The sequence below is a fragment of the Bacillus sp. hwrm1 genome (assembly GCF_040207805.1).
GTDB classification, from domain to species: domain Bacteria; phylum Bacillota; class Bacilli; order Bacillales; family Bacillaceae; genus Bacillus; species Bacillus velezensis.
In genome coordinates, this window is sequence record NZ_CP157943.1 from 1,813,336 (window position 1) to 1,827,256 (window position 13,921).

Consider the following 13,921-nt stretch of genomic DNA (forward strand, 5'->3'; position numbering starts at 1 on the left):
TTTAGTTTGAAAACTTTTCGAACAACCCGCCATAAACCAGTTGTGTATCATCATTTTCTTTATTAAAAGGTATTTTCACAGTTGTATCTTTTTCTTTTTTCGAAGATGAAAAATTTGCTTTCTTTTTTCCTAAAAGAGTGAAGAGTTTCTCTTCAATCTGTTGAATAGATAAACCTTCAGAAATCGCTTTAACTGAATTGATATCATCTTCAGATAGTTCAAGATTGAACTTTTCATAAAGCTCTTTTTCTTTTTCCTTACGTTGTGAAGAAAGAGTGTCAGCTTTAAATTGTTTGAGCGCCTCATTTTCTTCTTTAACCGACGCGTAAGCATGTTCAACCTCTTTTTCCTTTGCTTCAAGTTCATCTTTTAGTTTTTCAACAGGCACCACAGAAAATTTTGATTCATTGCCTTCGATAAAATCTACAATTTCAAACTTCTTTCGGTGTTTTGTTGAAAAATCAATTGTCACCTTGTCTTCTGAAATGGAGAATTTGAAGCCATACAGTAATCCGTCTTCTTTGTTATCAAATGCAAAAACTTCATCGTCTTTTTGATCTGCGTAGTAATAGCGAATTCGCTCTTCAGATTCACCCCAACTATAAGTTTTCACAAACTTTTCTTCACTAAGGGCACGTTTTAATTCAGCTTCTAACTGATTAGCTGACAAGGAAAAGCTACTGTCAACTTTGTATGCTGTTTTGAGTTTTTGATTTAACTCTTCATATGAAAGTGATTCATAATTGATTCCGTTTGCGGCTAACTCTTCTTTAGTAACAGAGAATTGTTTTAAAAGTTCTGTTTTATCCAAAGTCTTTATACCTCCTTTATCAGTGTTGATGGATTTAAACAGTTCCATTTTTTCTTGAATACCTTTGAACATTTTGTCTTCTGAGAATTGAGTTTCGATAGTTGCAGACTGCATAGCAGGGAGGACATCAGTTCCTAATGCACAAGCACCAAAAAAGCTAAATTTAGTGAAATGGAACACTTCATCAATCCATTCTCCTTCAAAATCATCATGGAGTTCCATGGACTGTGACTTCACGCTGTTTCTGTTGAATATTTCGATTGGATCATCCCATTTTTGCCATACAAGTCCTTCGCAAGTAAGGAATTCTCTTTCTATTCCGTCATCACAAACTCGTTTTTCAAACTTTGCATTGTTCGACTCAGGAATGAGCCCGATAGCTTGTCCGATATACTTAACTTTAAAGTGACCATCCTCTTTAATTAAAACCATGCGGTGATCTGAAAAATCAATATCCCCATCAGAGTTCTCTTCTATGTAGGATAAAATAGGAGTATTAGCAAGAGAGGGGATAGCGGCTTGAACTGCTTCTTTATTAAAATAGCTTCCATTTAGGTTTTCCCCTAAATGCATCAGCCAAATTTTCACCTTTAAGAATCGCGTGTCTTCTGTTTCAAATGAATCCAAGCTCTGAAAGAGAAGAGGCACATAATTATCTACCGTTTTGTCCAAATTTTCACCTCCTTTCAAAAATCATTTGATTACTCTCGATTAAGGTTTCCTTCATTTTCCCTCGTTTCAACACCTTTATCGGAAAGAGCATCTTCTTTTTTCTTTGGGGCTCCAGCAGATTTAACGCTTTGTGTGTGAGAGCTGGACAAAGGTATTAAATTATCTGGCAAATTCATAATTTCATTCTCAAGAAATGCCATGTTGTTTAAATTGCTCTGTGTAACCCCCAATGTAGAAGCTAATGCAGACTTAACAGGCATTCCATACTGAGCTGCTTGTAACAAACTGTCTCGTACAGTTTCAACATTCAATTTTGTAGTTTCTAATAGCTCAATTCTGAATTTATATTCACTATCCATTTTTTTGAGCTTCCTATTTAGCCATCGTTCCAATTGTTTTAACACTCTAAAAGCGACTTGTTCATCTGTGATTATCGATTTAGATAGGCCTGTTCCACTCATTCCATCACTGTTGAATAATATTTGACTGACTCCGGCCGCATTATAATAATCTCTTTCAGCTTTTGCGACAGCATCTGCATCATTGCTTTTTCTTTCAAGCTTAATTGCTTCAATTTGCATAGGAGAGGTTACTAGACCAACTTCTTCTGGCAGAGCATTCATTGCCATATTGTGAAAATCAATGGCTGTTTCCATGTTCAATAAAAGCTTGTCTGCTTCTCCAGATTTCTCATCCATGGGGATTTTTTGTGTTAGGATCATATAATTGTCCATCTTGTTTTTTACATTGCGAAGTCTTTTGGTTTCATCTATATCAAGAACTGATTCAAAAACTGAAGAGAAGGGGGGAAGTAGATATTCAAGTTCCTCATTTACCTTGATACATATAGTGTTTTCGGAGCTCAGTTCTTGCCACCTTAAACCTGTTTTGTCTTTGGTGTATTTCAGATACTTGACCCTAAATTCTTTAGGATAATCCTTTAAGATGTCCTTATTAGAATCAAAATAAGCAAAGTCAAAACTGTAGTTGAAAACTCCATCTTCAATGGAACTTATCCTACAATAATCTGGGTCAAGTTTTTGAATGAAATACGAATCAGATGTTGTATGCTCATATCCATAAAAGACGTCTTCTTTAAAGGCAATTAGCAATAGTTTTGTGAATTCGTGCTGAAGATTCATTGTTTCAATGAGTTTTAATATGCTGGAATAATGATCTTTAAAGGGTTTTTCTTTGAATTTGTCTATATTTAAATCGAAAGGTTTGATTATGTAATCAAAGCGGAGCATAGTTGCAAAGTATTGAACCAGGCGTTTATAGTTAGGCGAGGTGTTGTATAAAAAACGGCTAACTCTCCTCAATTCTTTTTGGCTTTTTTGAGGGTTTTGAAGGTACGTAATGATATTTTCTTTAGTGAATTTTGAGGAAATGGCTGATTTGTTATTACTTAAGCTCATGTCGTTGAGAAGTAGCTTTGACAGCTGCGCAAAACTTGTTAATTGTTGATCCATTTGTTACAAATTTCAACTCCTTTCTTTTAAGAAATTTGCGGTTGTTTAAACAGGAACATTTTATTCATATCAATTTTGGGATGCTCTTTTTTTGTTATGTTTTCACGTCTTAGTTGCTTTAAGTACCAAGCAAGCATTGCAATTGTATATGCACGGTCGTCGTGAACTTTACTTTTCTTATCAGGAGGCAAGTCATATCTCACTTTGCTACTACTCCCAGAAGAAAATTTATAGATGCTGACAAGCTCTTCTTTTGCTAAATCAATATTTGTTAAAGACAAAATTTCTTCATCGGTTAGCTTGTACTTTTTTCCTTCACCGTTATCAGTAGGTAAAGTGATTTCTCCCTTATAATCATAGGTTTCAGTAAATGATATTAAGTTTAAATCCATCATCTCAATTAAAGATTCAAACATGTCGCTTTTTAGTTTTTGAGGTGAGAGGAGGGAGAGTTTGTCACTGGCATTTGGATACTTGGAAATGTAAGATTTGTACTCATCGTGTTGTTTATCAATAAGACCCCTGTGTTTAACTCCCTTAGTATCTGTCCAGTCCTCCAGTAAACCATCTGCCCAGGCATTCATACCGCCACCGCCAGCACCGGCATCTAAAAGAATCCTTTCGATATTTTCATAATCAGCTGCCTTTGTTCCATTGTAATTTAGAAGCATTCTTTTAAAATCCTGAACTTGATCAGGAGTCTTAATTGGGGTTTTCTTTTTCTTTTCTAGATCAGTCCAAGAAACATTATTAGAAATTTCAAGCCGGTAGCCTACATTCTCATCATTAATTAGCTCTGCAACTGTGCATACTGAGTTGTCATGATTTCTTGCAGGGTCGATAGCCATTAAAAATTTTCTGGAGCCATCATTAGCAAGAACAGGGGGGCGAGTTACAGAATTTCTGATAATCATTGCACGTTTGATGATTTGATTGTCTGATCCCTCGGTGGTGAATATGTTCTTATATTCACGCATAGCTTTTTCTTTGTTATCTCTCATTGCTGCATCCACAGTTTCTTGGGATAGTAAAGACACGGGATACAGTTTTCCATTAAAAGTGGCATTTATAACAATGTCTGAACTGATATCTGCGACAAAATATCTTTTGTCTCCTAAGAACATCTTTTTAGCAAAATCGCTATATTTTCGATAGAAGTAAGTATCTGTTGAAGAAGCAGACGAGGCGTAAATCAGTTGGTTGGGCATTTGTTTAGGAAATAGAGTGACATCAACATCTCCACCTAGTCTAAAATCACTGTTCTGAACGGCAAACGGTTCAGAAGTTGTAAAAAGCTCATCGGGAGCAAAACCACTTTCATCATAGAAATTTAGGTTAGAACGCTTCGAGCGGTTGTTGTCAAAGGATCCGTTTAATGAATTTACAATACTGCCGTTATAAAGTTTGTATTGGAATGATGCGGGGTTGTGGGTGAAGCCATCAGTGTTTGCTGCACTCTTAACGGTTTCGTTATAAAAGATGTCTGTAAGGCCGGTAAAGGATGCGATCTCTCTTTTCGCTATTTTTTCAATTTTTAAGAACATCTCTTGCGATTGCGACCCAACACCAGCCAAGATATATGCTTGGAAATTGGGAATCAGAAGACTTTTGGCCATAATAAAGGGGCTTCCCAGTGTTGTTTTTCCTGAGTTTCGCCCCATGCACCAAAGAACATATTGCTTGTACCAGCTTTCAGTAAAAGCGTACTTTTGATAATCTAAAAGTTCCATTCCGAAGAATCTTTCTACAAATTTGACCGGGTTTTTTCGTCCCCACTGAATGACTTCAGCAAGCTTAATAAATCCATCTATTTTCCGTTGGGACATATTGGCTTTAGTCATTTGTCAAAGTTCCTTCTGTTTTTCTCAAGCTAAATAATTCTTTCTTAAGCTTCCGATTTTCTTCTTCAAGAGTGATTGTTCTTGCATCTAAGCTCTGAATAATTTCTCTTTGCTCCATGATCATTGAAGTATAATCATTTTCGTCAAATTGCAATTGATCCATAATGCTTTTATTGCTTAAATCAGCTACTTGTCTTATCCCTTGTGCTGTTTCAATATCAAATTGATTAACTTCTCCTTCTTCAAAGCCTTTCTCCTGAAGTGTTTTAATAATTCCTGAAAGAGTCCCGGCACCTTTGCTTTTATTGTTGTTATGGTTTACCGAGATACCATTGTCTTTAGCTAAAGCCAGCATGGATTTGAGAATCTTTTCTTTGGAGTCAATTAAGGATTTAATGCCGCCTGCCTGATTAGACATATTAGCTACGTCACTTGTAATTGTCGCAATTGCTCGGTTTATTTTATCAATTTGATTAAATCCTTTTACAATTTCAATTACAGCGGGCAGTTTGAAATTGTCCTCTAATGTTCCTTCGTCAAGGAAGTTGACTAGGTTATTGTAAAGAAGACGTTTATCACTCTCAATTTCTCCTTCGAACGGATCATATCCCAACATCCTTAATACATCATTTTTATTGGCATCATCTAACTGAATGCCATCATCTTTAGATGGATGATCTACGTTTATTTCTTGTTGCGTTTTCGTACCATCTTCGTCGAACTCACTGTCTTGCCATGTTTTCATGCGGTTATGTCTTAGACCTAAATTCTTCATGTAAATTGAAAATAAATGCCTATTTCTATTTGCTGCTTCTTCAATTGAAGAAATCCAGGTAGTGTGCAAGTATGGTTTATCAAGCATTCGTAAAAGATTTTGTATATGGATAGGACTTTCTATGTCTGAGTCAGCAATTTTTAATAAGCATTGTTTACAGACGTGTAGCTTACCTGTTGCAGCGTGAAAAGGGGAGGCAGAGGCGTAATATTGCCCTGCGTCTCTTTCTTTTCCACAACAGGAGCAAACAATTTTTTCAATATTCATCTACTCACCTCCGTTAATTTCTAAAAACACGTTTTATAAAACGCCCAGCAATAGAGCGAAAGGGGGATCGCAATCATCACTGGGCGTTCTAAAAAGGTGCTTAAACTAAAGAAGAGAGGACTTCATCGTGATGAAATCCTCTCTTAATTTCAATACCTAGAGGTAATCAAACTCTGTCTTCTTCATTTCCATCAATCCTCATCATAATTTTTAATCTACTTCAACAGATCTTCGATGGCGCCTAAGCTAACTACTTTCTCAAAAGGAGAGTAATGTTTTGCCATAACACTCATGTTTTTCAAATCTTCGAGAGCGTATCCTTTATTTATAAAAGCCTCTCTATGAGTCTCAATAACATATTTAGGATCAGTAAATGGCTTACTTACACCATGGCACGTCACTTCTTCATATACATGAGGGATTGAATCTAATAGTTGCTTGAAATCTGATAACTCTCTCATCAACTGATCTTTATTGATGTTCCCTTTTTCATCCTCAATGATCGTCTTCCAAAATGACTCATAGGTTCTTTTGTAATCGGCCATTTACCAGTCTCATCCCCAATCTCAATAAAATTAAAGTTTTATCAATAATGAATTTTAAAGAATTCGTTATCCTGTGGGTTTACTTTGAAAATCAGATCTAAACCTGATACCTCACCACTAACACCTTTAAGTTCTGCTCTAGAAATAATTTCGACATTGTTAAATTCTAAAGTAACCTTGTGTGACTTTGTTGTCTCAATATGGCGACCAATTGTTTCAGCTAATAATTTGAATTCAGAGCGAGGAGTCTCTTTTAAAACTGAAATATATTGTTTCTTCCCTAACTTTGATTCAAAGGAGGTAGGAGCTTTATATTTACCTAAAAATTTAAGTACATCAAAGTTTAGCAGAGCATTCTTTGCAAAAATCAAATACGTTTCATGTTCATCGCTATAAAAGATTTCAACATCTTGAAGAGTTGTTAAATCAATTAAAGACTCTTCAGTTTTTTTATCATACAAATGAAGGTTATACACTTCGTGCATTGCTAAGTCCACGTATATTTCCTCCCTGATTATCATTTTTAAAGCGAATTATGTATGTAGCCTCAATACCTGCATCATCAAAAACCATAAATTTTTGAGAAGGTTTTGTGCCAAACCGACCTTGCATAGCATAATCATCCGCACCGACAAGCGCTCCATTTACTACAACTGTTGTGCTGCCGTACTCTTTTTCATAATTGTGATGAATATGACCACCGAATATGTAAGAAGGGATGTAGCCAAGTAGTTGAGGTAATCGTGTTACGCACTGATCAACACGATCGTAGTGTCCGTGCACAAACACGACTTCCTGATTGTTGATTTTGGCGGGGATGAATCCGTCTTGCTCAGGTTCAATGGAGATGTTCTCTATGTTCTTTAATCTGGCTTCGAGGTACCAATTAATGAGGTATTCAAAGTTTTCTTTAATCCCTACATCATTTTTAGAAGGGGAGAGGCGACCGTGATTTCCTGCCACGTTGTAGAACTTAACCTCTTGAAACTCACTTGCCAACATAGCTAGCACTTCTGCAAGTGTTTCTGATACATATTTAATTTGTTCTACAGCATCTTCATTGGCCTGAACTCTTGTAGACACATGAATAAGACCTCCGATTAAATCACCGAGATTTGCTACATGCAGTGTGGAAACATGATTCTGTTTACCATACTCAATCACTTTGTTCGTGAGATGTTCTACACGCTCATTAAAAATTTCTTTATTGAATTTGTTAATGCGGTTGTCGATTTCCATTCCGAAGTGCCAATCACTGAATAGTGCAAGCCCATGTTTTTCAGCAATAGCGGGGGATGGGAAGGTGAAGCGAAGGGGTCTTTTTGACTCTAAAGATGCAATAGCTTGTACGACATCATCTTTAATTTGTTCAAACCGTGCTTGATTGGCAATGAATTTCCGGTATTCTCTTTTTTGATCTCGTGCTTTGATTGTTTGTTTTTCGGATTCAATGCGAATTTCTTCATGTTTTTGTTGAACTTCTTTGTTCATATTCTTTGAAATAATGTAATCATACCATCGCTCAAATTGCTTAAAATCCTTACGCCACTTGCTTTCATCATAGTTGGTTCCTTGATCTTTATTTAAAAGGGAAGCAATTGTTTTTGTGTCAATGTGATAAGTGTCTTTGTTTTTGAAAAGCCTAATATGATAATCAGTGAATGATTCGTCTTTTTCTCGTTGTAACACAGGATCTAAAATAGCTGTCATTCAGTCACCGCCTACTCAGAAATGCCTTCAGTTTCTTGAGGAACAACATCACTGTCACTTTTTAACGTGAAATCAATTGGATCCGTTTTGCTTTCAAGCTCTCTTAGGTATTTAGATAGTGAGTGAATGTGTATGCCATCACCTTTATGCTCAATAATTTGATCTTCATCTACATTTACAGTGCATTTTTTAAAAGAATATTCTTTCTTACCTTTAGCCAAATTAAATTCCTCCAATATGTGTTTTATTTACGTTCAATAAGCTCCTTCGGAAGCCCGATGATCCGAAGCATCGGTAACGTCCGAAAAGGGGATATAAAGGAGATGAAAAGATAAGTCGGATAGGCGTTGGGGAAACGCCCGAAGGAGATTATTGATAACTTGCGTCACCGGAAGGCTCGTAAGCACATTCCGGCCGATCGGTAAAACGCAAGCACAAAAAGACCTCTGCAATAGGGAGCAGAAATCTTATTCTGATTGCGTTTATTTGTCGTCTACTAATTTAAATCCAGGTTCTAGTACGAGCTTACCGTACACGTCGAGAGATCCGACAAATACTTTTCGACCTTTCCGATCCTTTCCGAAATATTCTTCTGTGTCTTCATTGAGGATAGCATCGATAATATCACCAGCATAAGTTTTATTAATAATCTCGCCCCACTTATTATATACCGTGTCATCATACATAACTTCAATGCGAATGTTTGTGTCCATCTTTTCGTCCTCCCTTGAAAATTATACGAAATTAGAGTTTTTCTTACATAGTATTAAATAACTCACGTAGGTACGCAAAATCGACAGGGAATACGCTGATTACGGGTTCATCGATCGAAATCTTTGTAAGGCGAAAATAACAAAAGACGCCAAATAACGTCTTCAGAAACTCCTTGTACTTCATGGTACATGAGCATAAAAGGCTGGTTATCGCTGTGCGAAATCCAGCTGGCTCCTTCTACACCTGGCAGATGAGCTATGACAACAAATAATACACACTTTCTGGAATGTGTTCAAAGTTCCTATTGCCAACATCTTATATATCAAGTTTTTATGTTGCTTGCCAACTGCTCAGCAGAGTCTGAGAGCAAAGGGAAAAATAATTTGAGAAGGAAAGACCCTAATAAGCCTTCTCAATGGCATTTTAAATGCTCTTGTCGGGTTACACGCCTTATTGAGAAACAAAGCGTCTCAAACGCTCGCCATTTATTTTGCACAGTTTTCTCTGACCCGTGTAAGGAGGTATGTGCATGGGAAAGGTAAGGCTCCATTCAGAACGTTGAAGGAGATAAAGTGAACGTGTTGTTAAGTGAAATTGAAAAGGCAAGACCGGAAATAATCCTTTTCTGTGAAATGGGAGCGGTGATCAAGCGCTCAAAAGCCATTTCACTTATTTTACGAGGGTATGTAATTACAAAGCCTCGCTAAACCGGAAAAATTTTTGATTACCTCTAATAAGCAACAAAGCTTACAAGGGCATTATTTAAAGGGAAGGGAGACGCATCTACCTTACCTAAGTGCAAGCCGAAGCAGTACACCGCAATTAATATTCAGGCTACATGTCACCCATAGTAAGACTGTGATGGGATTCACCCTACATAAACAGCAATTTTTCAGCTTGAGTAGCAATGGTCTTACCGACATTTTTAGCCCGATAATAACCATTTACCTGTCTCTTTTTAGATACAGACATGCGAGTTAACCTCGAACCCTCATAAGTGACCATTATCCGACTAACTACAATGACCAGTTGTAGCTGTAAAGTCGAATTTAATGCTTTTGTTCGTATGAAAGTGAGAATAGCAATGTTTAGAAAAAGCTTAATCCACGATGGGGCAATACCCCGCTAATATTCACTTATCTGAAACCCAGGCATTCCAAGCCCTCAAACAAATGAATATTAGCGGAGAACTGATATCCCACATATCAGTAAACAGCTTATTATTGACGACACCCCCATGTCATCAATAAAAGAACTCTAATTAATAACCCGGAGATGTATGCGGGAGAGGATTTGCACCTCTCATGAACGGATTTCAACAACCGTTAGCCAAATCGACTATTATGTAGCCCCGTAGTCTACTTCACAGTACCGTCCTTATGTTCGTCTAAGCGTCTACCTGTTCCGCCACCACATTCATAAGTTAAAGAGGGAAGAGATACCAGTCCTTCACTTTATATATTAAGCTTTCACTGCATCTTTTAGAGCTTTTGCAGCTTTGAAGGCAGGTGCTTTAGTAGCTGGAATATCAATTTCCTCACCCGATTTTGGATTTCTCCCTTTACGAGCTGCACGTTCACGAACTTCAAACGTTCCAACTCCTGGAATCTTGATTGATTCACCTTTTGTAAGTGTTTCAACGATCACATTAAATACTGCTTCCACTTTAGGTGTAGCTTCTTTCTTAGTAACTCCTAATTTTTCTGCAACTTCTCCAACAAATTCTGTTTTGTTCATGTTTTAATTCCTCCTAGTGATTTTGTTTATTTTTGTGTTAAAATATAATTACGGTAACGTTTGTTCTTCTTTTGAAAAATGGGAGACGTACTCACCCTTATATGTGGAAATTAGCTTTCTTTCTCCCTTATGGCGATTATCTCAAAAGGGGCTTTCAGACCAGTCATATCAAGGGTTCAAGGCGCTTTTTTCGTTAAACTTTTTCCGGTAAAATCGCTGTACCCCTTGGGGGAGTAAGGCTCAGGGCACTTTCTATTTTTCTTCCTTCCTCCACTTATCCCTTTTCCACTTGTTTTTTTGCTTTTGTGCTATTTTCTTTGCACAGGTTGGACAATATTTCGCCTTGTGCGAAGTCGACTTAAACATTTTTCCGCAACTACAGCATCCTCTATAAGTCTTTAAGTTATGTCTTAGATTCTCTAATAAAGTCTCCCCAAAGCACTCCCATAATGTTGATTTAAATTTGCTTTTCTTTTTATATAGGTGTTTAACTAAAACATCAGCAACATATTGCTCGTCGCTATGAATCTTCAATAATCTGTCTTTAATGACCTTATAGACATAAAGTTTTTGTCCAGGCTTAATGTCTTCATTATTCATGAGCCATTTTTTGTTCTGGTCTAATCGTTTGTATTCACTAATAATTGCATCGTCCAATTTAATCTCCTTGTTCTTGAGCAGGAAGCGATAATCGAACTTTCCTGCAACAGCTGCGAAATTAATTCGGTCAGAAGGGATAATGGAGTCTAACTTATTTACTGTGCTTTCATTAATTAACTCAACGCTATGTTCTTCTTTATCCTTTGCATTTATGAAGAAGTAGGGGACTTTATTTTTTATGTAATCTTTGATTTTTTCATCAACATGATCAGGACGGGTGGGCATGAATAAGGTTTTTGCAAAATCGATAGTAAAGTTATTTTCCATGCATAACCATTTGATCACATCCAGATTTATATTGTCACTGTTCCATATCTTAGTGATGTTGTTACTGTACTCCCCGATATTGATCCCATAAGCAAGAGTTAGTGCTTCATAGACGTTCTTGCTATTAATCTCTTGTTTCTGGGCTACAGACATTTCATAATACAACGGAACGATGTTTTCCATATTACGCTTGGCGATATTAACGATTAACTCATCAGCAATAATTAAAGCCTTATCCCCGTCATTATCAAACTGCAGCAACTTAGAAATCGGATCATGAATGCTTGTGTAAACACCTGGTGTAATGAACCATTTTTCATATTTCTCATCTTTTTTGTTCCGCCTAACACCATGCTCTCTGAATAGGTGAGGGGAGCGGAGGATATCAATATACCCTTCATCATATAAAGAACAATGGACATCACTTCCTGAAAGCAGTCCTTTTGGATTCTGGATGTTCAGAAATAATTTTTCGCAGAAAGCATATAGATCAGGGCATAAGTATGTATAACGCGCACCATCCACAAGCAATTTTCCTGATTTGGCATCTTTAATCATGCTTTTCTTTTTATTTTTAATAATTTCTTTCGTGTGATCATCGTTAAGAAGTTCTGGATATAGAAGTAAAGCGTCCTGAAGAGCTGTCCGATGTTTCTTTTTCTCCGTAGCTCCAAGAACTCTTAACATGGTCTCTTTATCAGTGCCCAATATGCTTATCTCTTTTACAGTCTTTGAGCTCATTTGGATTAATTCTTCATCCGAGATATCTGTAAGTGTCTGGAGCATTTGATAAGTGAGTTTACCTTTAACAGAAGGATCTTCTTCGTTGAGTTTTGCCCCTAAGCATCCATATTTTTTATAATTGTATTGATATTCTTCCCACGATGAATAATACTTCCACATTTTAAACTGGCTTTTAGTGAAGATAATTTGAACATCATCTTTCACTACGTCCCATTCCTTGCCGTATATATCAGTTACTTTAAAAGCTTTGTTTTCCTCAGCAAATTTACGAAAATCAAAAGGAACTAATAAACCCTTTACCCATGGCAGTCTGACCATGAAGCTTTTGCTACTCAGAGTGGGGAGAATCATTCCGCATCCATCCGTATGCTCAATGGGAATGTTCATTGTTTTTCGTGTGATCTCGTAGGTATCTCGATCAATGTAGTCAACGAGACTCGACACATCAGTTTCTAAGTCGTTGACAACAATGGCTTTATCAATATCAATCTCCCAAGGGCTACTGGCACTGTTAGAAAGGGCCATATAGCTATTCCATTTGTTAATGCTACTACCACCAAGAGAGTTGATCTTTTTAATACTCAAGCCGCATGTCAAAGCATCCTGATATTTATCGTAGGTGCTTTTTTTAATGAAACATGACTTTTTTGTACGAATTTGACCGGCGCTGCTCGTGAAATAAACGTATTTTTCATTGTTATGTAAAAATCCTTGATCAATAATGTCCTTCAATACTTCAAAATGATAAGTCTGGACAACCATGATTTCCTCTGAAAGGGTGTTTTCATTAATCCCTAATGTACGGGTCAACACTGAATCAAATAAAGAAATCACTTTATTGTCCCTTAAGCTGTCAGTTCGAAGTGTTCTTATGTCGTTATGTTCTTCGAATGCGGAATAGAGGCATTCTTTAAGGTATGTAATTCTTTGTGATATGTATTTCTTATGTTTATTATTTACATTGTCTAATGTCTTAAGATAATCTCTGTATCTATAAGACTTCAAAATCTTATTATGTAATGAATTTTCTTTGTCATTGTAAAATGCGGATGTATCCACACTGTAGATATGAACTTGCTTAGACAATCCGTCTTTTTTTCTTTTCAATCAATCCCCTCCATATATTTTATTTTTACTCTAAAAGTGCTTAATATTCGCTATTAAGATATTGATTTACTAAACTTCGATATGTAAAGCTTTGCTTATTAATCTTTCCGTACCATTTGTAATCCTGATAAAGGTATTCTTCTTCGGGTGTTGCTGTCCCATCGACTACTTTTCCCTCAATAAACCCCATTAAATGACTAAATAAATACTGCTTTTTCATCTTACACCTCCACACTATTTTATTTTTACTCTCAAAATGATTAAAATAAAGACCACTTCACGTGGTTGTGTCTTTATTATATATTTTATTTTTACTCTTGTAAATATAAAAATCCAAAGTTAATTGGATTTAATTTCGATTAATTCAAAAAGATCGTCAACTTTACAATTTAGAATATGTGCCATTAATAAAAGATTATATGTACTAGGGAGGACGGTAGCAAATCCCTCGCTGTCATTTTTACACCATCTAGATATACTTGCTCTTTCAGCTTTTATTTGCTCTGCTAACCAGCCCTTTTCGATACCTTTGCTACTTAGAAATGAATCCAACTTACTTTTAACCCTATATTCCATTTAAATCATCCTTTTGCTGTTTG

13 protein-coding genes and 1 pseudogene are annotated in these 13,921 nt (G+C 36.4%); all 14 read right to left on the reverse strand.

What is annotated here, in order from left to right:
* Position 1 precedes the first annotated feature (1 nt).
* The gene (locus ABK447_RS09270; RefSeq protein WP_241745094.1) at positions 2–1,483 is read right to left on the reverse strand and encodes a hypothetical protein; all 1,482 of its coding nucleotides are present in this window, start codon (positions 1,481–1,483) and stop codon (positions 2–4) included.
* 29 nt (positions 1,484–1,512) lie between these two features.
* A complete protein-coding gene (locus ABK447_RS09275; protein WP_181816511.1) occupies positions 1,513–2,955 on the reverse strand; it encodes a hypothetical protein in 1,443 nt (480 codons plus the stop codon).
* Positions 2,956–2,981: 26 nt separating this feature from the next.
* Positions 2,982–4,796 carry a terminase gene (locus tag ABK447_RS09280; RefSeq protein ID WP_181816512.1) on the reverse strand — a complete coding sequence of 605 codons (1,815 nt, stop codon included), beginning with the start codon at positions 4,794–4,796 and terminating at the stop codon, positions 2,982–2,984.
* A complete protein-coding gene (locus ABK447_RS09285; RefSeq protein WP_238794483.1) occupies positions 4,789–5,838 on the reverse strand; it encodes a hypothetical protein in 1,050 nt (349 codons plus the stop codon). Before ABK447_RS09285 ends, ABK447_RS09280 begins: the two co-directional genes overlap by 8 nt.
* Positions 5,839–6,053: 215 nt before the next feature.
* Positions 6,054–6,383 carry a hypothetical protein gene (locus tag ABK447_RS09290; RefSeq protein WP_197200339.1) on the reverse strand — a complete coding sequence of 110 codons (330 nt, stop codon included), beginning with the start codon at positions 6,381–6,383 and terminating at the stop codon, positions 6,054–6,056.
* Positions 6,384–6,424: 41 nt separating this feature from the next.
* On the reverse strand, positions 6,425–6,880 hold the full coding sequence (locus ABK447_RS09295; RefSeq protein WP_014417880.1) for a hypothetical protein: 456 nt from the start codon (positions 6,878–6,880) through the stop codon (positions 6,425–6,427).
* Complete coding sequence (locus tag ABK447_RS09300; RefSeq protein ID WP_197200338.1) at positions 6,852–8,093, reverse strand: metallophosphoesterase family protein; 1,242 nt, start codon at positions 8,091–8,093, stop codon at positions 6,852–6,854. The genes ABK447_RS09295 and ABK447_RS09300 overlap by 29 nt, the downstream gene beginning before the upstream one ends.
* A gap of 11 nt (positions 8,094–8,104) precedes the next feature.
* The gene (locus ABK447_RS09305; protein ID WP_047474221.1) at positions 8,105–8,314 is read right to left on the reverse strand and encodes a YonK family protein; all 210 of its coding nucleotides are present in this window, start codon (positions 8,312–8,314) and stop codon (positions 8,105–8,107) included.
* Between the two features lie 261 nt (positions 8,315–8,575).
* Positions 8,576–8,806, reverse strand: a complete 231-nt coding sequence (locus ABK447_RS09310) for a hypothetical protein (RefSeq protein WP_197200337.1) — start codon at positions 8,804–8,806, stop codon at positions 8,576–8,578.
* A 662-nt stretch (positions 8,807–9,468) separates the two neighbouring features.
* Positions 9,469–9,624 (reverse strand): annotated as a pseudogene (locus ABK447_RS09315) (hypothetical protein); the annotation flags it as partial.
* Positions 9,625–10,268: 644 nt separating this feature from the next.
* Positions 10,269–10,544, reverse strand: coding sequence for an HU family DNA-binding protein (locus ABK447_RS09320; protein ID WP_020954168.1), 276 nt, complete (start codon positions 10,542–10,544; stop codon positions 10,269–10,271).
* 252 nt (positions 10,545–10,796) lie between these two features.
* Positions 10,797–13,322 (reverse strand): hypothetical protein, encoded by a 2,526-nt coding sequence (locus tag ABK447_RS09325; RefSeq protein ID WP_197200336.1) that lies wholly within the window; start codon positions 13,320–13,322, stop codon positions 10,797–10,799.
* Between the two features lie 40 nt (positions 13,323–13,362).
* Positions 13,363–13,542, reverse strand: coding sequence for a hypothetical protein (locus tag ABK447_RS09330; RefSeq protein WP_014417885.1), 180 nt, complete (start codon positions 13,540–13,542; stop codon positions 13,363–13,365).
* 119 nt (positions 13,543–13,661) lie between these two features.
* Positions 13,662–13,898 carry a helix-turn-helix transcriptional regulator gene (locus tag ABK447_RS09335; protein WP_020954165.1) on the reverse strand — a complete coding sequence of 79 codons (237 nt, stop codon included), beginning with the start codon at positions 13,896–13,898 and terminating at the stop codon, positions 13,662–13,664.
* Positions 13,899–13,921: the final 23 nt, after the last annotated feature.